Origin of the sequence: Stutzerimonas nosocomialis (assembly GCF_005876855.1) — a bacterium.
Lineage (GTDB): Bacteria > Pseudomonadota > Gammaproteobacteria > Pseudomonadales > Pseudomonadaceae > Stutzerimonas > Stutzerimonas nosocomialis.
Genome location: NZ_QLAE01000041.1, coordinates 1 through 19,674, shown reverse-complemented (window position 1 = coordinate 19,674; position 19,674 = coordinate 1). Strand labels below are relative to the sequence as shown.

Below are 19,674 nucleotides of genomic sequence, written 5' to 3'. Positions count from 1 at the left end.
CTAGTGTGACGTATCCGCGAGCGGGCCGCAAAACGCTCCGCAAGACAGGCGCGCCGGCCGTCGGCCAGGGTCAGGGGCGGTGGGCGGCGAACACCTGGAACAGGTCGATCTCGGCGTCTTCGGCGCTCTCCAGGCGCAGGCGCTCCTCGATGTTGAGCAGATGCCGGGTCATGCAGGCGGTAGCCCGCTGCGGATCGCCGCCGAGCAGCGCGTCGGCCAACTCCTGGTGCTCGTTGTGGGAGCACTGGACGCCGGTCTGGTTCTCGTACAGCGCGATGATCAGCGAGCTGCGCGCGATCAGCCCATCGAGGATGTCGCCCAGCGTGCCGTTGCCGGCGATGCGCGCGAGCAGCCGATGAAAATCCCCGGACAGGCGGATGAAGGCGGGTTTGTCGCTGTCGTGCCCCAGCGCCAGCTCTTCGGCCAGGTGTTCGCGGATGGCCCTGCGGTCGGCTGGCCGCATGCGCCGTACGGCTTCCTCGACGATTGCCTGCTCGATGACGCGACGCGCGGCGAAGACCTCTCGCGCCTGTTCCGGGGTTGGCTCCTCGACGAAGGCGCCACGGTTCATTTCCAGGCGCACCAGCTTGCGGTGAGCCAGGTCGCGAAGCGCGCTGCGGATGTGGTTGCGGTTGGCGCCGAAGACCTCCACCAGGTTCAGCTCGGTGAGTCGGGTGCCAGGAGGCAGGCGTTGTTCGACGATCGCATCGTAGATGGCGGTGAAGATGCGTTGAACCTCGCGAGTGACGACGCTGGCCATAGAACTGCTCACTCCTGGCATTGCCGGGCCGACCCCGGACGACATGCTCTCGATTTTAATTGTTAACAATTTATGCGCAAGTCCTGGCTGACTGCCGAAGACGGTGCATGATCCTTGGTACTGCACTTCTGTGGTGCGGCTTTGCGGGTTAATGCCGTTATAGGCTGATTTCCGGCTGTTTTGCCGGCTCTTGGACGAGTGCTGAAAATTCACCGTTTTCAGCTGCTTGCGAGCGTGCAGCCCAAAACGCCCCGGTCACTGGCATAGCTGTTGCTAACTTGAAATTCAAAATTGTTAGCAATATGAGCGATGCGATGTCAGGCAAAGGACGGGTCGAACTGGTCGCGGTGCACAAGGCCTACCAGGCGCGCAGCGCCGTCAGCGATCTCAATCTGGTCATTCCCAGTGGCAGTTATTGCTGCCTGCTCGGACCGAGCGGCTGCGGCAAGAGCACCACCCTGCGGATGCTCGCCGGGCACGAGCCGGTCAGCGATGGCGACATCCTGATGGATAACCGCAACGTCACCGATTTTTCGCCGACCCGGCGCGGCACCGCGATGATGTTCCAGAACTACGCGCTGTTCCCGCACATGAACTGCCTGGACAACGTCGCCTTCGGCCTGCGCATCGCCGGCATGGGCAAGGCCGATCGCCACGCCCGGGCCAGGGAGTTGCTGGCGCTGGTGAACATGCAGGATTTCGCCGGAAGCTACCCCGACCAGCTTTCCGGTGGCCAGCAGCAGCGGGTGGCGCTGGCCCGCGCGCTGATCACCCAGCCGGACGTGGTGCTACTCGACGAGCCCCTTTCCGCGCTCGACCCTTTTTTGCGCATCCGCATGCGCAAGGAACTCAAGGCGATCCAGAAGAAGCTCGGGCTGACCTTCATTCATGTCACCCACTCGCAGGAAGAGGCCTTCGCCCTCGCGGACCTGGCGGTGGTGATGGACGGCGGACGGATCCAGCAGGTCGGCTCGCCACGGGCGCTGTTCGAGACGCCGAGCACGCCTTTCGTGGCCCAGTTCATCGGCGGCCATGCGCTGATGCAGGGCACCCTGGGCCGCCGCTCGGATCAGGGCACCGAGCTCGTCATCGAGGGTGCCGCGCGCGGGTATTTGAGCGATTCGCAGCTCGGGCCCTGTCTCGGCGCCGCCGCCGGCACACCGGTTTCCTTTTCGGTGCGCAGCGACCACCTGGACATCCTGCCGTCGACGAGCGCTGCGGCGCCGGGCCGCTTCCTGCTGCCGGCGCGCGTCACCGACGTCGAGTTCCAGGGCGCCTTCCTCTACGTCGAATGCCAGAGCCCGGGTGCGATGCCGGTGCTGGCCTACCTGCCCGACCGGACGCAACAGGTCCCGCAGGTCGGCAGCGAGGTCTGCCTCGGCTGGAGCGCCGCCCACGTCAATCTGTTTTCCCCACAGCATGCCAACCCGACCACGGAGGTCCAGCCATGAAAGAGCACGATGACAGCACGCCTGAGCAACACGCCGCACCCACCGCCCCGGTGGCCGAGAAGGGATTGTCCAGACGTAGCCTGATCAAGGGGCTGGGCGCCGCATCGGCGGTCGCGGTCGGGTCCGGAGCGATCACCGGGTTTCCGATGATCTGGGCGCAGAACATCAAGAACGTCACGCTGCGCCAGTTCGGCACCGGGGTCTCCAACCTCAACGACATCGCACGCAAGGCCAAGGAGGATCTGGGCATCACGCTGCAGCTCACGGCGCTGGATTCCGATGCGGTGGCGCAGCGGGCGGTGACCCAGCCGAAGTCCTACGACATCGCCGATATCGAGTACTGGATCGGCAAGAAGGTGTTCCCCTCCGGCGTGATGCAGGCGATGGATACCACGCGTCTGAAGAACTTCGACAAGATCTCGCCACTGTTCATCACCGGCAAGCTGACGCCCGATTCCACCATCGCCCAGGGCACCGCGCCGCATACGGTCGGCTTCGTCGAAAGCGCCGACTCGGTGAAGTTCGCCAGCGAGCCGACGCGCTGGATGACACTGATCCCGACGATCTACAACGCCGACACGCTGGGCATCCGCCCGGACCTGGTGGGCCGCCCGATCACCCATTGGCGCGACATCATGGACCCGGCTTTCAAGGGCAGGACCTCGATCCTCAACATCCCGTCGATCGGCATCATGGACGCGGCGATGATCTGTGAATCGATGGGGGCGGTGAGCTACGGCGACAAAGGCAACATGACCAGGGAGGAAATCGACAAGACCGTCGCGATCCTCATGCAGGCGAAGAAGGACGGCCAGTTCCGCGCCTTCTGGAAGAGCTTCGACGAGTCGGTGAACCTGATGGCCTCGGGCGAGGTGGTGATCCAGTCGATGTGGTCGCCGGCGGTGGCCGCGGTGCGCAGCCGTGGGGTGGAATGCCGCTATCAGCCCCTGGAAGAGGGTTATCGCGCCTGGGGTGGCGGTATCGGTCTGGCCAAGCACCTGTCGGGGCTGGAGCTCGATGCGGCCTACGAATACATCGACTGGTACCTCTCCGGTTGGGTCGGCGCCTACCTCAACCGCCAGGGCTACTACAGCGCCGCGCCGGCGACCTCGCGGCAGTTCATGAGCGAGGACGAGTGGGGCTACTGGATGGAAGGCAAGGCGGCCCAGGGAGACATCCTCAACCCGCAGGGGGAGGTCATGGAGAAGGCCGGCGCGGTACGTGACGGCGGTTCCTACGAGCAGCGCATGGGCAGCGTGGCCTGCTGGAACTCGGTGATGGACGAGAACCGCCACATGATCCGCAAGTGGAACGAGTTCATCGTCTCCTGACGGCCAAGCGCAGCGGCCCGCTTTCGCGACCGTATGAGCGGGCCCGCTGCCAACAGGGAAATCCCCATGCGTACCGCACTCGCCAACATCAGTCACCTGCAGTCGTTGCCGCTGGCGCTGACGCTGCTGGTCTTCCTGGTCTTTCCCATCGCCGTGATCGTCACGGTGAGCTTCTGGGACTACGATTCCTATCAGCTGCTGCCGGCGTTCATCTTCGACAATTACCAGTATCTGCTGTCCTCGTCGGTGACCTGGCAGGCCTACCTCAACACCTTCAAATACGCGTTGATCACCTGGGCGATCACCCTGGTGCTGGGGTTCACCATCGCCTATTACCTGGCGTTCCACATCCGCAGCACCCGGATGCAGACGCTGCTGTTTCTGCTGTGCACCATCCCGTTCTTCACTTCCAACATCATCCGGATGATTTCCTGGATTCCGCTGCTCGGCCGCAACGGGCTGGTGAACACCGGCCTGCAGAGCGCCGGTCTGATCGACGCGCCGCTGGAATTCCTGCTCTACAGCGATTTCTCCATCGTGCTGGCCTACGTCCACCTCTACACGCTGTTCATGGTGGTGCCGATCTTCAACACCATGATGCGCATCGACCGCCGGCTGATCGAGGCGGCGCGCGACGCCGGGGCCCATGCCTGGCAGATCCTGCTGCTGGTGATCGTGCCGCTGTGCAAGTCCGGCGTGCTGATCGGCAGCATCTTCGTGCTGACCCTGGTGATGGGCGACTTCGTCACCGTGCGGATCATGGGCGGCGGGCTGCGGGCATCGGTCGGCGTGTTGATCCACAACGAGATCAGCCTGCTGCAATACCCAGCCGCCGCTGCGGGGGCCGTCGTGCTGCTGGCCACCGTGCTGCTGATGCTGGTGGCGATGTTCCGTCTGGTCGATATCCGCAAGGAGTTGTAGCGATGAAATCCTCCCGCCGCCCGGCCAGTTTCTACGTCCTGAGCCTGGTCTTCGGACTCTTCCTCCTGTTTCTCTACGGGCCGACGCTGACCATCGGCATTCTTTCGTTCCATGGCCCGAACGGCGGCCTGACCTTCCCGCTCAACGGCGTGTCGCTGCACTGGTTCGGCAACCTGTTCACCACCCAGCAGGTCGGCGATTTCGGCGGCTCCTTCACGCGCTCGATACTGCTGGGGCTCGGGGTCATGGCCTGCACGCTGCTGTTCTCGGTGCTCGCTGGCTTCGCCTATCGCCGGCGGTTCGCCGGTAGCCAGTGGTTGTTCTACCTGACCCTGGCGAGCCTGATCATTCCGTCCATTCTGGTCAGCCTGGGCATCGGCCTGATGTTCGACCGCCTGGGCTGGGAGCCGAACTGGTACAGCTCGGCCTTCGGTGCGCACCTGACCTGGACGCTGCCGTTCGGGCTGCTGATCATGTTCGCGGTGTTCAACCGCTTCGATCGCGCCTATGAAATGGCGGCCCGCGACCTGGGCGCGAGCCCCTGGCAAACGGTGCGGCTGATCGTCCTGCCGCTGATCGCCCCCAGCCTGTTCGGCGTGGCGCTGTTCGGGCTGACCCTGTCCTACGACGAGTTCGCTCGCACCCTGATGGTCGCCGGCAGCTTCAACACCTTGCCCCTGGAAGTGTTCGGCATGACCACCAACGTCACCACGCCGGTGCTCTATGCGCTCGGCACCCTGACCACGCTGTTTTCCTTCAGTCTGATCGCCCTGGTGCTGCTGGCCATGGCGCTGAGCGCACGGGCGAGGACGCGCACATGAAGATCCGGATGATCAACCCCAACGCCTCGGCCGGCATGGCGCGACTGCTCGATGCCGCCGGGCAGCGGGTCAAGGCGGCGGACACCGCCCTCGAGGTGATCCACCTGCCGGCTTCGGTGGCCAGCATCGAAGGCGCCGCCGACGGGGTGCAGGCCGCGTTCCATCTGTTGCCGGCGGTGGCGAGGGGACAGGCCGAGGGCGTGCAGGGGTTCGTCATCGCCTGCTTCGACGATACCGGGCTGGATGCCGCGCGCGAGCTGGCCGAGGGGCCGGTGATCGGCATCGGCGAGGCGGCGATGCATGCGGCGAGCATGCTCAGCGTGCGGTATTCGGTCCTCACCAGCCTGCCGCGGTCGATCCACATCATCGAACGCAACATGCGCGCCTACGGGCTCGACCGGCGCTGCGCCAGGGTCCATGCGGCCGATATCCCGGTGCTCGAACTCGAGCGCGACCCGGCGCATTACCAGCGGCTGCTCGCGCTCGGGCGGCAGATCCTGGAACAGGATCGAAGCGAATGCCTCGTGCTCGGTTGCGCGGGCATGAGCCAGTGGGCCAGGCCCTTGCAGGATGCCCTCGGCGCCCCGGTGATCGATGGCGTCCAGGTGGCTCTGAAGTGGGTCGAATCCCTGGTGAGTCTGGGGCTGGGGACGAGCAAATTGCTCAGTTACAGGGCACCGTTGCAGAAGCAGTCCTGAAGCTTGCCTCAATGCTGTGCAAGGGGTCAGAAACCACTTGCGGATACGCTGCAGGCCTAGTGGCGCAAGGGTTCTGGCGAATCAAAAAAGTCCTTTAAAGCCGTAACGAGTGTTTTATACTCCCGGAGCGGTTGTCCCCGGAACGCGACTCGTATCCGCCCCTGCTGGTGCAAGGACGGTCATGGAAGAACGTTCTCGCGTGGGCCGTCGAGACCCTCCCCGGAGGCTAATAAAAGAGAGTTGGAGAAGTGGTAATGGCTGATCGTGAGATCGGAACCGTCAAGTGGTTCAATGATGCCAAGGGCTATGGGTTCATTCAGCGTGATAGCGGGGCCGATGTGTTCGTGCACTACCGCGCTATCCGTGGTGAGGGTCACCGCTCCCTGGCCGAGGGTCAGAAAGTGGAGTTCTCGGTGATCCAGGGTCAGAAAGGTTTGCAAGCCGAAGACGTTTCCGGCGCCTGAGACCCAAAAGGCCCGTCAGTGACGGGCCTTTCGTTTATCCGGTTCCTGCGGCGGACGCTGCCAAGTGGCTGTGCCCCGATATCCGCGCCAGGCTGGTCAGCCCGTGCGCCAGACGATTTCCTCTTCGCCGCGTTCGCTGACGCTGATCCAGCGATCGGCGTCTTCTTCCGCTTCCTCTTCCTGCCAGCTCCCCGGCGCGCAGCGTATCTCCACGCCCAGCGCCTGATGGGCGGCGCGGGCGCAGGCGAGGTCGTCCGCCCAGGGCGTGGTATCGCTCTCGAGCAGCAGGCAATGCCATTTGCCGACCGCCTTGGGTAGCCAGGTCACCGGCACGTCGGCTGCATTGCACTTGAAGGTCTGGCCTTTCTGCCGCCACGGCGAGCAGGGGCCGATGGCCTGTTCCAGCCAGGCCGATACGGCCTGCTGATCGGCGTCCCTGAGGTAGATTTCGATATCCGGTTGCCGCATCTGTCTGCCTTGTCTGAAGGGCGCGGGGCTAGTCCCGCTGAATCCAGTCGTAGCGTATCGCAACGCCGACCTCAAGTGGCGCGTCGATGACCGCCGCCCGGCGCTCGGCATTGGCTCGCCAGCCGTGCGGCGTCATGGCCAGCAGGTCGGCGCGGGCCTGGGCATCGTCCAGGCGCAGGCGATAGTTCAGCGTTTCGCTATGGGCCAGATGCATGCCCTCGGGAATCAGGGACAGGTGTTTCTCGTCGTCGTAGTCGCGCACCTCGTCGTATAGCCGGGCACGCAGTTCCCAGAGGTGGTCGCGGGTTGGCCCCATGCGCAGCAGGCCGCCGCCGCTGGGCAGCAGGCGCCGGGCCTCGGCCCAGTCCAGCGGGCTGAACACGCTTGCCAGCAGATTGCAGCTGCCGTCGGCCAGCGGGATGCGTGCCATGCTCGCGACCAGCCAGTCGAGTTGCGGCGCCCGGCGGCAGGCGCGCTTGACCGCTTCCCGGGAGATGTCCAGCGCGAAGCCTCTCGCCTCGGGCAGGGCACGGGCGAGCTGTTCGGTGTAGTAGCCCTCGCCGCAGCCGATGTCCAGCCAGGTGCCCGGCGCGCGTTCGGCGGCGAGCTCGGCCAGCCGCGCGGCGAGCGGGGCGTAATGGCCGCCGTCGAGAAAGCGCCGGCGGGCCTCCACCATCGCCTGGTTGTCGCCCGGGTCGCGGCTGTTCTTGTGTTGCACCGGCAACAGGTTGAGGTAGCCCTGGCGTGCGCGATCGAAGCGATGCCCGGCCGGGCAGGCGACGCCGCGCTCGACGGCGTGCAGCGGGGCCTGGCAGAGCGGGCAGGTCAGCATGCGAGCAGGCGAACCAGCGTCTGGTGGTAGACGTCGGTCAGCACGTCCAGATCGCTGGCGAGGATGCGTTCGTCCACCTGGTGAATGGTGGCGTTGACCGGGCCCAGCTCGACCACCTGGGTTCCCAGCGTGGCGATGAAGCGCCCGTCGGAGGTGCCGCCGCTGGTCGAGGGGGTGGTTTCACGGCCGGTGACTTCGCGAATGGCGGACGCCACCGCATCGAGCAGTTCGCCCGGCTCGGTGAGGAACGGCAGGCCGGACAGTGCCCAGTCCACGTGCCAGTCCAGGCCGTAGCGATCAAGGATCGCGGCGGTGCGCTGCTGAAGCTGCTCGACGGTCGATTCGGTCGAGAAGCGGAAATTGAACACGGCCTCCAGGGTGCCGGGGATCACGTTGGTGGCGCCGGTGCCGGAATTGAGGTTGGAGATCTGGAAGCTGGTGGGCGGGAAGAAGCGGTTGCCGTCGTCCCAGTGCTCGGCGGCGAGTTCGGCCAGCGCCGGTGCCGCCAGGTGGATCGGGTTCCTCGCCAGGTGCGGGTAGGCGACGTGGCCCTGCTGGCCGCGCACGGTCAGGGTGCCGCCGAGCGAACCGCGTCGGCCGTTCTTCACCACGTCGCCGAGCAGCGCGGTGCTCGAGGGTTCGCCGACGATGCACCAGTCCAGGCGCTGGCCACGTTCGCGCAGGCGTTCGACCACGGCCTTGGTGCCGTGATGGGCCGGGCCTTCCTCGTCGCTGGTGATCAGGAAGGCGATCTGGCCCCGGTGCTGCGGGTACTCGGCGACGAAGCGCTCGACCGCGACCACCATGGCCGCGAGGCTGCCCTTCATGTCGGCGGCGCCGCGTCCGCGCAGCATGCCCTGTTCGTCGATGCTGGCTTCGAAGGGCTTGTGTTCCCAGGCTGCCTGGGGCCCGGTGGGTACCACGTCGGTATGGCCGGCAAAGCACAGCACCGGTCCTTCGCTGCCGCGGATCGCCCAGAAATTGTCGACGTCTTCGATGCGCATCGGCTCGATGGCGAACCCCGCATCGGCCAGGCGCTTTTGCATCAGCTCCTGGCAGCCCTCGTCGGCGGGGGTGACGGAGGGGCGACGGATCAGCTCGCAAGCGAGTTCCAAGGTCGGGGAAAGCGGGGCGACGGGCATTGCGACTCCGGACGGCACGGACAAAAAGAGCGCCATTTTAAAGCAATGGCGGCCATTTGACCCGCGCCGGGCTGCGTCTCGCCTGTCACCCGGTTTGGGCGCAGGGGCGGGGTTTCGATAAACTGCGCCGATAGCGGAGGGTAGCCAGTGGACAGACAAGACGAGCGTTTCGGCGGTATCGGCCGGTTGTATGGCAGCGAGGGGCTCGAGCGCCTGATGGCGGCCCACGTCGCGGTGGTGGGCATCGGCGGGGTGGGGTCCTGGGCGGCCGAGGCGCTGGTGCGCAGTGGCGTGGGCGAGATTTCCCTGTTCGACCTGGACGACGTCTGCGTGACCAACACCAACCGCCAGGTCCATGCCCTCGAAGGGATGGTCGGCCGGCCCAAGGTCGAGGTGATGGCCGAGCGGCTGCGGGCCATCAGCCCCGGCTGCACGGTGCATGCCGTGGCCGACTTCGTCACCCGCGACACCATGGACTCGTACATCACCGAAGAGATGGATTGCGTCATCGACTGCATCGACAGCGTTCCGGCGAAGGCGGCGCTGATCGCCTGGTGCAAGCGCCGCAAGATCCAGATCATCGCCACCGGCGGGGCGGGCGGGCAGATCGACCCGACGCAGATCCAGGTCGCCGACCTGAACAAGACCTTCAACGATCCGCTCGCCGCCAAGGTGCGCTCCACGCTGCGCCGCGATTACAACTTTTCGCGGACGCCGGGCCGTCACTACAGCGTGCCCTGCGTCTTTTCCACCGAGCAGCTGCGTTATCCCAAGCCCGACGGCGGCGTCTGCCAGTCGAAAAGCTTCGTGGGCGAGGGCGTCAAGCTCGACTGCGCCGGCGGCTTCGGGGCGGCGATGATGGTGACCGCGAGCTTCGGCATGGTGGCGGCCGCCCGCGCGGTGGACAAGCTGGTCGCCGGTGCGCGACGACCGGCGGAGCGGTCTGCCGGCAAACGCTGAATCACGGGCCGCCGGCGGGGCCGGAGCGCGCCGCCTGACAGCTGCTCAGCCTTGCTCGGAGAGCGCGCGCATCCGCCGCAGCACGGCCATCAGGCCATTGCTGCGGGAGGGGGACAGTTGCCGCGCAAGACCGAGATCGGTGAACCACTGGGTCAGGTCGAGGGTGGCGAGTTCTTCGGCGCTGAGTCCGTTGACGCGCTCGATCAACAGGGCGAGCAGGCCACGCAGCAGGCGGGCCTCGCTGGCCGCGCGGTAATACCAGAACCCGTCCCGCTGGGTGCCGGTCAGCCAGACCTGGCTTTCGCAGCCCTGAACGCGATTGGCTTCGTTACGTTCGCGGTCGTCCAGCGGCTCGAGGCGCTCGCCCCACTGCATCAGCAGGCGCGCACGCTGCTCCCAGCCACCCGCGTCGGCGAACCGCTGCAGGGCTTCGGCGGCCGCCGCGGGCAAGGTCATCGGAGTATCTCCAATGCCGCGTCCAATGCGGCGAAGAAGCGATCCAGATCGCTGCCGTCGTTGTACAACGCCAGCGACACCCGTATCGCGCCACCGAGTTCGAGGCTCTGGTACAGCGGCATCGCGCAGTGCTGCCCGGCGCGGACGGCGATGCCCTGTTCGCCGAGCAGGCTCGCCAGATCGGCGTTGTGCACGCCCTCGACGACGAAGCTGGCGAGCGCCGCCTGCGGCTCGCCCAGCAGCCGCACGCCGGCGCGCTGACGCAGCCCCTGGCACAGCCTGTCGAGCAGGGCTCGTTCGTGGCGGTGAACGGCCTCGGCGTCGAGCCCGCCCAGGTAGCCGAGCGTGGCGCCCAGGCCGATCACCGCGCCGATGGCGGGGGTCCCGGCTTCCAGGCCCATCGGCGGCGCATGGAAGTCGGCGTCGTCCAGGCGCGCATGGCGAACCATCTCGCCGCCGAACTGCCAGTGCCGGAGCGTCAGCAAGCGGTCGCGGCGACCGTAGAGCACGCCCAGGCCTTCCGGCCCGTAGAGCTTGTGGCTGGAGAACACGTAGAAATCGCAGCCGAGCGCCTGCACGTCGTGGCGTCCGTGGACGATCCCCTGGGCGCCATCGACCACCGTGATCGCACCCACGCGTCGCGCCAGTTCGAGCAACTCGGTGAGCGGTTGCCAGGTGCCCAGCACGTTGGAGAGCTGGCTGATCGCGAGCAGCCGTGTGCGTGTGCCGATCAGCCCGGACGCGACCTGCAGGTCCACCCGGCCCTTGGCATCGATCGGCAGGACCACCAGCCGCAGCCCCTTGCGCCGCGCCAGCTGCTGCCAGGGCAGCAGGTTGGCGTGGTGTTCGAGCGTGCTGATGACGATCTCGTCACCGCTCCGGAACTGCGCTTCCAGGCCGTACGCCAGCAGGTTGAACGCCTCGGTGGCGCCATGGGTGAAGACGATTTCGTCGTCTGCGCGGGCGTTGAGCCAGCGTGCGGTGGTTTCACGCGTCGCCTCGAACGCGCGGGTGGCGCGCTCGGACGGCAGGTGCTGGGCTCGGTGCACGTTCGCCGCGCCGCTGCGGAAGTAGCCGTACACCCGGTCCATCAGGGCTTGTGGCTTCTGCGCCGTGGCGGCGCTGTCGAGGTAGGTCTGGCCTTCGGCTTCGAGCACGGAGATCGCCGGGAAGTCGGCTCGCCAGGGAGACGTGAGGGCCATAGGCTGAAAGCTCGGGCGGCAGGCCGCAAGCGGCGCGTGATGCGGCTTGCGGCGTACAGCCCGGCGCTGCTCCTGTCAGTTGTGCGCGTGGAGCGCCTCGTTGAGCTCGATCGCGGACTTGTGGGTCTTGCATTCGACCGCGCCGGTCTGCGAATTGCGGCGGAACAGCAGGTCGGTCTGGCCGGCCAGGTCGCGCGCCTTGACCACCTTGACCAACTGGTTCTGCTCGTCGAGCAGGTTCACCTTGGTGCCGGCGGTGATGTAGAGGCCTGCCTCGACGGTGTTGCGGTCGCCCAGCGGAATGCCGATGCCGGCATTGGCGCCGATCAGGCAGCCTTCGCCCACCGAGATGACGATGTTGCCGCCGCCGGACAGGGTGCCCATGGTGGAGCAGCCGCCGCCCAGGTCCGAACCCTTGCCGACGAAGACGCCGGCCGAAACGCGGCCTTCGATCATCCCCGGGCCTTCGGTGCCGGCGTTGAAGTTGACGAAGCCCTCGTGCATGACGGTCGTGCCTTCGCCGATGTAGGCGCCCAGGCGCACGCGCGCGCTATCGGCCAGGCGTACGCCGGCCGGTACCACGTAGTCGGTCATCTTGGGGAACTTGTCGACGGAGAAGACTTCCAGCAGCTCGCCCTTGAGGCGCGCTTCGAGCTGGCGTTCGGCAAGCTCGGCCAGGTCGATCGCGCCTTCGCTGGTCCAGGCCACGTTGGGCAGCAGCGGGAAGATGCCGGCGAGGTTCAGGCCGTGGGGCTTGACCAGGCGGTGCGACAGCAGGTGCAGCTTGAGGTAGGCCTCGGGGGTGGAGGTCAGCGCGGCGTCTTCGGCGAGGAAGGTCGCCACCAGCGGGCGCTGGCTTTCGGCCAGGCGGGTCAGCAGTGCGCACTGCGTCGGGTCGATCGGCTTGAGGGCGTCGGCCAGCTGGGAAGCCTGGGAGGTGGTCAGGCTGATCGCCTGGTTGCCGCCGCTGTAGCCGAGCAGGTTGGCGACCGCGTCGACCAGTTCGCCGGCCGGGTTGAGCAGTGGCTGCGCATAGAAGACTTCCAGCCAGTTGCCCTGACGGTTCTGGGTGCCGACGCCAAATGCCAGGCTGAAGAGAGTAGTGGACATTGCGATTCCTTCTGTCAGTCGCGCCCGGCGTGGGGCGCATGTCGGGTTCAGGTGCGCGCCGGCAGCGCGGCAGCGTAGAGGTCGGGCTTGAAGCCGACCAGGGTGCGGTCGCCCAGGTCGAGCACCGGGCGCTTGATCATCGAGGGCTGCGCGAGCATCAGCTCGATGGCCTTGTCCTGATCCAGGTCGGCCTTCTGCGCGTCGTCGAGCTTGCGAAAGGTCGTCCCCGCGCGGTTCAGCACGGTCTGCCAGCCGTGCTCGTCGCACCAGGCCTGCAGGTGCGCACGGTCGATGCCGGCGCTCTTGTAGTCGTGGAAGGCGTACTCGACACCCTGCTCATCGAGCCAGGTGCGGGCCTTTTTCATGGTGTCGCACGCCTTGATGCCGAATAGGCGCACCAGCGGCTTGTCGTTGGGCATGACGGCTCTCCGTGACCTCTGCCAATACCGGGTCGGCGATTATGCCACGTTGTGCCGAGGATGCGCCGTTGCCGCCGGCGGGTTCGACCTTTTGCCACCTGCGTCTGTCCATTGAGAACATTCGCAACGATGGAGAGCACCATGGCGCGCAAGCATTTCGAGAAGTTCGAAGCGGTTTCTTCCGCGGTTCCGGCCGACGACGCCTTCGAGGCGGTCATCGCGGTGAAGCGTCGCGATACGGACGATCCGGCACGCATCTTCACCGTCGCCAACGGCCAGCGCTACGACCTCGCCTCGGAGGCCGACGTCGCGGCCGAGGCGGCCCTGACCAAGGTGATCGAGGTCGATGAAGAGGGCGAGCTGATCTGGGAAGAAAACGCGATCTGAGGCCGCGAACCGGCCCTGCAGACATGGGAGGAGAGCATCATGAGCGAGCAGAACGACAGCGGTCGCGAGCGGCGGGATGATCGGCAGCGAAGCGATATCCCGGAGCACATGAAGCCGGAGAATCTGGAAAAGCTGCGCGACTACGGCAAGGACAAGATTCCGCCGGGAGTGGCCTGAGGCGACGCGCCGGGCCAGGCCCGGCGCCTCGTTTCAGCGGCTCTGCAGGAAGGTGCGGATCCGCTGCGCCGCCTCGACGCAATCGGCGAGCGGCGCGACCAGGGCCATGCGCACCCGTCCGGCGCCCGGGTTGAACCCGTCGACTTCCCGGGACAGATACGAGCCGGGTACCACGGTGACGTGCTGCTCGGCAAAGAGCTCGCGGGCGAAGACCTGATCGTCCACCGGCGTCTTCGGCCAGAGGTAGAACCCGCCATCGGGGCGCTCGACATCCAGCACGGGCTGGAGAATGTCCAGCACCGCGTCGAATTTCTCCCGGTACAGGTCACGATTGGCGCGCACGTGGGCTTCGTCGTTCCAGGCGGCGACGCTCGCCAGCTGGGTGTGCACCGGCATCGCGCAGCCGTGGTAGGTGCGGTAGAGCAGGAACGCCTTGAGCAGGCTCGCGTCGCCGGCGACGAAACCTGAGCGCAGCCCGGGCAGGTTGGACCGCTTGGACAGGCTGTGGAACACCACGCAGCGCTTGAAGTCCGTGCGTCCGAGCTCCGCGCAGGCGGTCAGCAGGCCGGGCGGCGGGGTCTGTTCGTCGAAGTACAGCTCGCTGTAGCACTCGTCGGCGGCGATGACGAAGTCGTACTGGTCCGCCAGTGCGATCAGCTTTTTCAGGGTGGCGAGGGGCACCAGCGCGCCGGTGGGGTTGCCGGGCGAGCAGAGGAAGAGGATCTGGCAGCGTGCCCAGGTCTGCGGGGTGACCGCGTCGAAATCGGGGTTGAAGCCGTTTTCCGCCAGGCACGGCAGGTAGTGCGGGGTGGCGCCGGCCAGCAGCGCGGCGCCTTCGTAGATCTGATAGAAGGGGTTGGGGCTGATGACCAGCCCCTCGACGCCCCGCTGCACGACGGTCTGGGTGAAGGCGAATAGCGCCTCGCGGGTGCCGTTGACCGGCAGCACCTGGCTGGCCGCATCGAGCGTGCCGGCGGCGACCGAGAAACGCCGTTCGCACCAGCGCGCAATGGCTTCGCGCAGCGCCGGGATACCCAGGGTCGTGGGGTAGACGGCCAGCTGATCGAGGTTGGCCGTCAAGGCTTCGCCGACGAAGGCGGGCGAGGGGTGCTTCGGCTCACCGATGGACAGCGAGATCGCTGTCTTGCCGGCGTCCGGCTGAACGCCGGCCAGCAGGGCGCGGAGTTTCTCGAACGGGTAGGGCTGCAGGGCATTGAGGGCGTCGTTCATGTCGGGTCTGTCTCATGGTCGCCGCTGGCGGCGACCCGGGGTTCATGGGTGGGCAGGGCTCAGATCGCGAAGCTGCTGGGCGAGAGCTGCTGCGGGTTTTCCTGGGTGAGTTGCTGGATCAGCGCCTGCTGCAGTCGTTCGCACAGCGCCGGGTCCGACAGCGGCTGGGCATGGGCGTCGGTGATGAAGAACACGTCTTCGACGCGCTCGCCGAGCGTGGCGATCTTGGCGTTCTGCACCGAGATGTCGAAATCGAGGAACAGCTGCCCGATGCGCGCCAGCAGGCCGGGGCGGTCCGGGGCGATGATCTCGAGTACCGTCAGGGGGCGCTGCGCGTCGTTGTGGATGTTCACCTGCGGCGCGAAGGAGAAGTGCTTGAGCTGGCGGGGCACCCGGCGCTGGATGATGGTCAGGTAGTCCTCCGGGTTGCGCAGGGCGTCGACCAGCCCCTGGCGGATCTCCTCGACGCGCTCGGGGTTGTCGCCGATGGGAATCCCGTCGGCATCCAGCACCACGTAGGTGTCGAGGGTGAACTGGCTGGTGGAGGTGATGATCCGGGCGTCGTAGATGTTCAGGTTGAGCTGGTCCATCGCCGCGACGGTCACCGCGAAGAAGTCGTGCTGGTCCGCGGCATAGATGAAGATCTGGGTGCCGCCTTCGAAGTCGCGCTGGGTGGTTTCGCGGATCAGGACCAGTGGCCCGCCGTCGCTGGGGTGCTCGATGATCGCCTCGGTGTGCCAGGCGACGTCGGTGGCGGTATGGCGCAGGAAGTAGTCGTCGCCCAGCTGTGCCCAGAGCTGTTCGGCATCGTCGGGGTCGGTGCCGTTGCGTACCAGGTCGTCCAGCGCCGCACGCTGGGTCTGGCGGATCTGCTCTTCGCGCTCCAGCGGGTTTTCGAGGCCGCGCCTGAGGGCGCGCTTGGTCTCGGTATAGAGCTGGCGCAGGAGGCTGGCACGCCAGGAATTCCACAGGCTCGGATTGGTGGCATTGATGTCCGCCACCGTGAGCACGTAGAGGTAGTCCAGGTGTGTTTCGTCGCCGACCAGCTTGGCGAAGTCGTTGATGACCTGCGGGTCCGACAGGTCCTTGCGTTGCGCCGTGGTCGACAGGCACAGGTGGTTCTGCACCAGCCAGACCACCAGTCGCGTATCCCAGGCCGGCAGCTGGTGGCGTGCGCAGAACAGCTCGGCGTCGACGGCGCCCAGGTCGGAGTGATCGCCGCCGCGACCCTTGCCGATGTCGTGATACAGGCCGGCCAGGTAGATCAGTTCGGGCTTGGGCAGGCGCTCGACCAGCTTGGCCGCCAGCGGAAACTTCTCCGCCACGCCAGGCTTGGTCAGTTTGCGCAGGTACTTGATGACGTTGAGCGTATGGGCGTCGACCGTGTGGATGTGGAACAGGTCGTGCTGCATCTGCCCGACGATGTGGCCGAACTCGGGCAGGTAGCGCCCGAGGATGCCGTAGCGGTTCATCCGACGCAGGTTGCGGTGGATGCCCTCGCGGCACTTGAACAGCTCGATGAACAGACTGGTGTTGCGGATATCGGCGCGAAAATCATCGTCGATCAGGTGGCGATGATCGCGCAGCAGGCGAATGGTGTCGGCGCGAACGCCCTTGATCTCGGGGTTCTGCGCCAGCAACACGAAAATTTCGAGAATGGCGAAGGGCGCTCGCTTGAAGACCGTCGGGCCGGTCACCTCGATATAGCCGTCATGCAGCTGGAAGCGGTTGTTGATCGGCACCGGCGCGGGGGCGTCCTCGTCGCTCAGGATGACTTCCTCGAAGTGCTGGACGATCAGGTCGCTGAGCTCGGCGATGCTCATCACCACGCGGTAGTACTTCTGCATGAAGCGCTCGATGGCGAGCTTGCCGTCGCTGTCTTCGTAGCCGAGCAGGGCGGCCAGGCGGCGCTGGTGGTCGAACAGCAGGCGGTCTTCGGCGCGCCCGGCGAGCATGTGCAGCGCGTAGCGGACCTTCCAGAGGAACTCCTGGGCCGAGGCGAGCAGGGCGTTTTCGCTTTCGGTCAGGAAGCCTTCGCCGACCATCGCCCGCAGGTTCAGCGTGCCGAACTGCCGGCGCGCCACCCAGAGGATCGTCTGGATGTCGCGCAGCCCGCCAGGCGAGCCCTTGACGTTAGGCTCCAGGTTGTACTCGGTGTCGTTGTACTTGGCGTGCCGTGCCAGCTGTTCGGCGCGCTTGGCGAGGAAGAACTCGCGGCTCGGCCACATCTCGTCGGTGCTGGTGACCCGCAGCATCTGCTGGCGCAGCCGTTCCGGGCCGGCGATGGTCCGGCTTTCCATCAGGTTGGTGATGACGGTCAGGTCGGCGCGCGCCTGTTCGGCGCACTCGGCGATCGAGCGCACGCTTTGCCCGACTTCCAGGCCGATGTCCCACAGCAGGGTCAAGAAGCCTTCGATGGGGTCGCGGAAGGTCTCGTGATCGCTGTCGTCCAGGAGGATCAGCAGGTCGATGTCGGAGTAGGGGTGCAGTTCGCCGCGACCGTAGCCGCCGACGGCGACGAGGGCGATGGCGGCGTCGGCGCTCCAGTCGAAGCGTCCCCAGGCCGCGCGCAGGATCTGGTCGACGAACCAGGCGCGGTCCTCGATCAGCGTGCGGATTTCGCGGCCGCTGGAAAAGCGCTGGTCGAGCACCTCGCGGGCGTTGCGAATGGCCTTCTTGAAGGCCGGGATGGGGCTCGACTTGAGCGCCAGCTCCGCCTGGAACTGGCCGTGATCGAACAGCTCTGGATCCACCTGAGGCATGGCGCCCTCCTTAATACTGCGATACCGAGCGGCCGGGGCGGTTCAGGCTGAGGTACGGGGGATGGTGTCGTCGCTGCGCAGGGTGAAGATCTCGTAGCCCTCGGCGGTCACCAGAACGGTGTGCTCCCACTGCGCGGAAAGCTTGCGATCCTTGGTGATGGCGGTCCAGCCGTCGCCCAGCAGCCGGGTTTCCGGGCGGCCCTGGTTGATCATCGGCTCGATGGTGAAGGTCATGCCTTCCTTGAGCTCCAGGCCCGTGCCGGCGCGGCCGTAGTGCAGCACCTGGGGCTCCTCGTGGAATACCTTGCCGATGCCGTGCCCGCAGTATTCGCGCACCACCGAGAAGCCGTTCTTCTCGGCGTGCTTCTGGATCACTTCGCCGATGTCGCCCAGGCGGGCGCCGGGACGAACCAGTTCGATACCTTTATAGAGGCATTCCTGGGTCACGCGGCTGAGCTTCTCGGCCCACTCGGGAACGGTGCCGACCAGGAACATCTTGCTGGTGTCGCCGTGGTAGCCGTCCTTGATGACGGTGATGTCGATGTTCAGCACGTCGCCGTTCTTGAGCGGCTTGTCGCCCGGAATGCCGTGGCAGACGACATGGTTGACCGAGGTGCAGATGGATTTGGGGAAGCCCTTGTAGTTGAGCGGCGCGGGGATCGCGTTCTGCACGTTGACGATGTAGTCGTGGCACCGCCGGTCGAGTTCTTCGGTGGTGACGCCTGGCTTCACGTACTCGTCGATCATCTCCAGCACTTCGGCGGCCAGTCGGCCGGCGATGCGCATCTTTTCGATCTCTTCAGGCGTCTTGATACTAACGGTCATGCAAACCTCATGGGCGCGGTGCGGGCGCAAGGCGGAAAACGGAAAGCCCGATGATAAACCAAATACGCCCACAGCCGGAAAAGGGCAGGGCCGCGGCAGCGCTGCCCGGCATTCCTCGAGGCAGGGGTTTCGAATGCTTGCGCTATGGATCGAGTCTTCGATCTATGCTATAAAACGCGCCGCTCTGAAGGGGTAGCCCCTTCGAGCCTAACCCCACACACGTATCGACACGGTATCCTGGGTGCCCGCAAGGGTTGGATATCGGGATGCGTGGAGGCCTAACCCGACTTACTGAGGAAGTCCCATGTCTCAAGTCACCATGCGCGATATGCTGAAGGCCGGTGTGCACTTCGGCCACCAGACCCGTTACTGGAACCCGAAAATGGACAAGTACATTTTCGGCGCGCGCAACAAGATCCACATCATCAACCTCGAGAAGACCCTGCCGATGTTCAATGAAGCCCTGAGCTTCGTTGAGAAGCTGGCTTCCGGCAAGAACAAGATCCTGTTCGTCGGCACCAAGCGCTCCGCTGGCAAGATCGTTCGCGAAGAAGCGGCCCGTTGCGGTTCGCCGTACGTCGATCACCGCTGGCTCGGCGGCATGCTGACCAACTACAAGACCATCCGCGCCTCGATCAAGCGTCTGCGTGAGCTGGAAGTCCAGTCCCAGGACGGCACTTTCGCCAAGCTGACCAAGAAAGAAGCCCTGATGCGCACCCGCGATCTGGAAAAGCTCGATCGCAGCCTGGGCGGTATCAAGGACATGGGCGGCCTGCCTGATGCGATGTTCGTCATCGACGTCGATCACGAGCGCATCGCCATCTCCGAAGCCAACAAGCTGGGCATCCCGGTCATCGGCATCGTCGATACCAACAGCAGCCCTGAAGGCGTCGACTACATCATCCCGGGTAACGACGACGCCATCCGCGCCGTTCAGCTTTACCTCGGCGCGATGGCCGATGCTGTCCTGCGTGGTCGTCAGAATGCAGGTGTCGGTTCCGACGAGTTCGTCGAGGAAGCTGCACCCGAGGCCGCCGAAGGCTGAGCGAGCATCGTTGCATAGCTGATACCCGTTGAACAAAAGGGGGGCTAGGCCCCCTTTTTGCCACTTCCGAATTGATCATCCGTTGACGGATGAATGGTTTGAATACCTATCGAGAGGATTGCGACATGGCAGAAATTACTGCGGCCTTGGTTAAAGAACTGCGCGAGCGTACCGGCCAGGGCATGATGGACTGCAAGAAGGCACTGACTGCTG

Annotated in this window: 21 protein-coding genes and 1 pseudogene; 11 read left to right on the top strand and 11 right to left on the bottom strand. The window is 65.8% G+C overall.

The features are described from left to right. Positions 1 to 70 precede the first annotated feature (70 nt). The gene (locus tag DN824_RS19585; RefSeq protein WP_138411361.1) at positions 71 to 760 is read right to left on the bottom strand and encodes a GntR family transcriptional regulator; all 690 of its coding nucleotides are present in this window, start codon (positions 758 to 760) and stop codon (positions 71 to 73) included. Positions 761 to 1,074: 314 nt separating this feature from the next. Between DN824_RS19585 and DN824_RS19580 the strand changes: the two genes are divergently transcribed. The 6 genes from DN824_RS19580 to DN824_RS19555 all read left to right on the top strand — a co-directional run bounded on the left by DN824_RS19580 (position 1,075) and on the right by DN824_RS19555 (position 6,446). Further along, positions 1,075 to 2,211, top strand: coding sequence for an ABC transporter ATP-binding protein (locus DN824_RS19580; RefSeq protein ID WP_138410036.1), 1,137 nt, complete (start codon positions 1,075 to 1,077; stop codon positions 2,209 to 2,211). Continuing rightward, on the top strand, positions 2,208 to 3,542 hold the full coding sequence (locus DN824_RS19575) for an ABC transporter substrate-binding protein (RefSeq protein ID WP_138410035.1): 1,335 nt from the start codon (positions 2,208 to 2,210) through the stop codon (positions 3,540 to 3,542). Before DN824_RS19580 ends, DN824_RS19575 begins: the two co-directional genes overlap by 4 nt. 66 nt (positions 3,543 to 3,608) lie before the next feature. Further along, positions 3,609 to 4,463, top strand: a complete 855-nt coding sequence (locus DN824_RS19570) for an ABC transporter permease (RefSeq protein ID WP_138410034.1) — start codon at positions 3,609 to 3,611, stop codon at positions 4,461 to 4,463. Between the two features lie 2 nt (positions 4,464 to 4,465). Next, positions 4,466 to 5,284: an ABC transporter permease gene (locus DN824_RS19565; protein ID WP_138410033.1), complete on the top strand. Its 819-nt coding sequence runs from the start codon at positions 4,466 to 4,468 to the stop codon at positions 5,282 to 5,284. Continuing rightward, positions 5,281 to 5,982: an aspartate/glutamate racemase family protein gene (locus DN824_RS19560; protein WP_138410032.1), complete on the top strand. Its 702-nt coding sequence runs from the start codon at positions 5,281 to 5,283 to the stop codon at positions 5,980 to 5,982. Before DN824_RS19565 ends, DN824_RS19560 begins: the two co-directional genes overlap by 4 nt. A gap of 254 nt (positions 5,983 to 6,236) precedes the next feature. Beyond that, positions 6,237 to 6,446 (top strand): cold-shock protein, encoded by a 210-nt coding sequence (locus DN824_RS19555; protein ID WP_138410031.1) that lies wholly within the window; start codon positions 6,237 to 6,239, stop codon positions 6,444 to 6,446. A gap of 96 nt (positions 6,447 to 6,542) precedes the next feature. Here DN824_RS19555 and DN824_RS19550 read toward each other — a convergent pair whose 3' ends face one another. The 3 genes from DN824_RS19550 to dapE are packed head-to-tail and all read right to left on the bottom strand — an operon-like array spanning position 6,543 to position 8,888. Then, on the bottom strand, positions 6,543 to 6,914 hold the full coding sequence (locus tag DN824_RS19550; protein ID WP_138410030.1) for a hypothetical protein: 372 nt from the start codon (positions 6,912 to 6,914) through the stop codon (positions 6,543 to 6,545). A 28-nt stretch (positions 6,915 to 6,942) separates the two neighbouring features. Next, the gene (locus DN824_RS19545; RefSeq protein WP_138410029.1) at positions 6,943 to 7,746 is read right to left on the bottom strand and encodes a putative RNA methyltransferase; all 804 of its coding nucleotides are present in this window, start codon (positions 7,744 to 7,746) and stop codon (positions 6,943 to 6,945) included. Further along, positions 7,740 to 8,888, bottom strand: coding sequence for a succinyl-diaminopimelate desuccinylase (gene dapE / locus DN824_RS19540; RefSeq protein ID WP_138410028.1), 1,149 nt, complete (start codon positions 8,886 to 8,888; stop codon positions 7,740 to 7,742). The genes DN824_RS19545 and dapE overlap by 7 nt, the downstream gene beginning before the upstream one ends. A gap of 147 nt (positions 8,889 to 9,035) precedes the next feature. Here dapE and tcdA point away from each other — a divergent pair, with 147 nt between their 5' ends. Next, a complete protein-coding gene (gene tcdA / locus DN824_RS19535; RefSeq protein WP_138410027.1) occupies positions 9,036 to 9,848 on the top strand; it encodes a tRNA cyclic N6-threonylcarbamoyladenosine(37) synthase TcdA in 813 nt (270 codons plus the stop codon). A gap of 45 nt (positions 9,849 to 9,893) precedes the next feature. Here the strand turns inward: tcdA and DN824_RS19530 are convergent, their stop codons facing one another. The 4 genes from DN824_RS19530 to DN824_RS19515 all read right to left on the bottom strand — a co-directional run bounded on the left by DN824_RS19530 (position 9,894) and on the right by DN824_RS19515 (position 13,035). Then, positions 9,894 to 10,304, bottom strand: a complete 411-nt coding sequence (locus DN824_RS19530) for a SufE family protein (RefSeq protein ID WP_138410026.1) — start codon at positions 10,302 to 10,304, stop codon at positions 9,894 to 9,896. Beyond that, positions 10,301 to 11,506, bottom strand: a complete 1,206-nt coding sequence (locus tag DN824_RS19525; RefSeq protein WP_138410025.1) for an aminotransferase class V-fold PLP-dependent enzyme — start codon at positions 11,504 to 11,506, stop codon at positions 10,301 to 10,303. Before DN824_RS19525 ends, DN824_RS19530 begins: the two co-directional genes overlap by 4 nt. Before the next feature lie 75 nt (positions 11,507 to 11,581). Continuing rightward, complete coding sequence (gene dapD / locus DN824_RS19520) at positions 11,582 to 12,616, bottom strand: 2,3,4,5-tetrahydropyridine-2,6-dicarboxylate N-succinyltransferase (protein ID WP_138410024.1); 1,035 nt, start codon at positions 12,614 to 12,616, stop codon at positions 11,582 to 11,584. Between the two features lie 47 nt (positions 12,617 to 12,663). After that, positions 12,664 to 13,035, bottom strand: coding sequence for an ArsC family reductase (locus tag DN824_RS19515; RefSeq protein ID WP_138410023.1), 372 nt, complete (start codon positions 13,033 to 13,035; stop codon positions 12,664 to 12,666). A 141-nt stretch (positions 13,036 to 13,176) separates the two neighbouring features. Here DN824_RS19515 and DN824_RS19510 point away from each other — a divergent pair, with 141 nt between their 5' ends. Further along, on the top strand, positions 13,177 to 13,422 hold the full coding sequence (locus DN824_RS19510) for a hypothetical protein (protein ID WP_138410022.1): 246 nt from the start codon (positions 13,177 to 13,179) through the stop codon (positions 13,420 to 13,422). A gap of 39 nt (positions 13,423 to 13,461) precedes the next feature. Then, positions 13,462 to 13,599 (top strand): hypothetical protein, encoded by a 138-nt coding sequence (locus DN824_RS22600; RefSeq protein WP_174236546.1) that lies wholly within the window; start codon positions 13,462 to 13,464, stop codon positions 13,597 to 13,599. Positions 13,600 to 13,632: 33 nt separating this feature from the next. On the opposite strand, the gene dapC is transcribed toward DN824_RS22600, so the two are convergent. From dapC to map, 3 genes are read right to left on the bottom strand one after another with little or no spacing between them, the layout of a single operon-like run. Next, complete coding sequence (gene dapC / locus DN824_RS19505; protein WP_138410021.1) at positions 13,633 to 14,829, bottom strand: succinyldiaminopimelate transaminase; 1,197 nt, start codon at positions 14,827 to 14,829, stop codon at positions 13,633 to 13,635. 59 nt (positions 14,830 to 14,888) lie between these two features. Next, complete coding sequence (locus DN824_RS19500; protein WP_138410020.1) at positions 14,889 to 17,591, bottom strand: [protein-PII] uridylyltransferase; 2,703 nt, start codon at positions 17,589 to 17,591, stop codon at positions 14,889 to 14,891. Between the two features lie 42 nt (positions 17,592 to 17,633). Further along, entirely contained in the window at positions 17,634 to 18,416 is a 783-nt protein-coding gene (gene map / locus DN824_RS19495) for a type I methionyl aminopeptidase (RefSeq protein ID WP_138410019.1), read from the bottom strand. 304 nt (positions 18,417 to 18,720) lie between these two features. On the opposite strand from map, the gene rpsB reads away from it, so the two are divergent. Both rpsB and DN824_RS19485 read left to right on the top strand, forming a co-directional pair. Continuing rightward, positions 18,721 to 19,461 (top strand): 30S ribosomal protein S2, encoded by a 741-nt coding sequence (rpsB, locus tag DN824_RS19490; RefSeq protein ID WP_138410018.1) that lies wholly within the window; start codon positions 18,721 to 18,723, stop codon positions 19,459 to 19,461. Between the two features lie 125 nt (positions 19,462 to 19,586). Continuing rightward, a pseudogene (locus DN824_RS19485) lies at positions 19,587 to 19,674 on the top strand (translation elongation factor Ts); the annotation flags it as partial.

Excerpts from the sequence above, each read along its gene's own strand:
- DN824_RS19585 (WP_138411361.1), bottom strand. The coding sequence starts at position 760 with ATGGCCAGCGTCGTCACTCGCGAGGTTCAACGCATCTTCACCGCCATC.
- DN824_RS19580 (WP_138410036.1), top strand. The coding sequence starts at position 1,075 with ATGTCAGGCAAAGGACGGGTCGAACTGGTCGCGGTGCACAAGGCCTAC.
- DN824_RS19575 (WP_138410035.1), top strand. The coding sequence starts at position 2,208 with ATGAAAGAGCACGATGACAGCACGCCTGAGCAACACGCCGCACCCACC.
- DN824_RS19570 (WP_138410034.1), top strand. The coding sequence starts at position 3,609 with ATGCGTACCGCACTCGCCAACATCAGTCACCTGCAGTCGTTGCCGCTG.
- DN824_RS19565 (WP_138410033.1), top strand. The coding sequence starts at position 4,466 with ATGAAATCCTCCCGCCGCCCGGCCAGTTTCTACGTCCTGAGCCTGGTC.
- DN824_RS19560 (WP_138410032.1), top strand. The coding sequence starts at position 5,281 with ATGAAGATCCGGATGATCAACCCCAACGCCTCGGCCGGCATGGCGCGA.
- DN824_RS19555 (WP_138410031.1), top strand. The coding sequence starts at position 6,237 with ATGGCTGATCGTGAGATCGGAACCGTCAAGTGGTTCAATGATGCCAAG.
- DN824_RS19550 (WP_138410030.1), bottom strand. The coding sequence starts at position 6,914 with ATGCGGCAACCGGATATCGAAATCTACCTCAGGGACGCCGATCAGCAG.
- DN824_RS19545 (WP_138410029.1), bottom strand. The coding sequence starts at position 7,746 with ATGCTGACCTGCCCGCTCTGCCAGGCCCCGCTGCACGCCGTCGAGCGC.
- dapE (WP_138410028.1), bottom strand. The coding sequence starts at position 8,888 with ATGCCCGTCGCCCCGCTTTCCCCGACCTTGGAACTCGCTTGCGAGCTG.
- DN824_RS19530 (WP_138410026.1), bottom strand. The coding sequence starts at position 10,304 with ATGACCTTGCCCGCGGCGGCCGCCGAAGCCCTGCAGCGGTTCGCCGAC.
- DN824_RS19525 (WP_138410025.1), bottom strand. The coding sequence starts at position 11,506 with ATGGCCCTCACGTCTCCCTGGCGAGCCGACTTCCCGGCGATCTCCGTG.
- dapD (WP_138410024.1), bottom strand. The coding sequence starts at position 12,616 with ATGTCCACTACTCTCTTCAGCCTGGCATTTGGCGTCGGCACCCAGAAC.
- DN824_RS19515 (WP_138410023.1), bottom strand. The coding sequence starts at position 13,035 with ATGCCCAACGACAAGCCGCTGGTGCGCCTATTCGGCATCAAGGCGTGC.
- DN824_RS19510 (WP_138410022.1), top strand. The coding sequence starts at position 13,177 with ATGGCGCGCAAGCATTTCGAGAAGTTCGAAGCGGTTTCTTCCGCGGTT.
- DN824_RS22600 (WP_174236546.1), top strand. The coding sequence starts at position 13,462 with ATGAGCGAGCAGAACGACAGCGGTCGCGAGCGGCGGGATGATCGGCAG.
- dapC (WP_138410021.1), bottom strand. The coding sequence starts at position 14,829 with ATGAACGACGCCCTCAATGCCCTGCAGCCCTACCCGTTCGAGAAACTC.
- DN824_RS19500 (WP_138410020.1), bottom strand. The coding sequence starts at position 17,591 with ATGCCTCAGGTGGATCCAGAGCTGTTCGATCACGGCCAGTTCCAGGCG.
- map (WP_138410019.1), bottom strand. The coding sequence starts at position 18,416 with ATGACCGTTAGTATCAAGACGCCTGAAGAGATCGAAAAGATGCGCATC.
- rpsB (WP_138410018.1), top strand. The coding sequence starts at position 18,721 with ATGTCTCAAGTCACCATGCGCGATATGCTGAAGGCCGGTGTGCACTTC.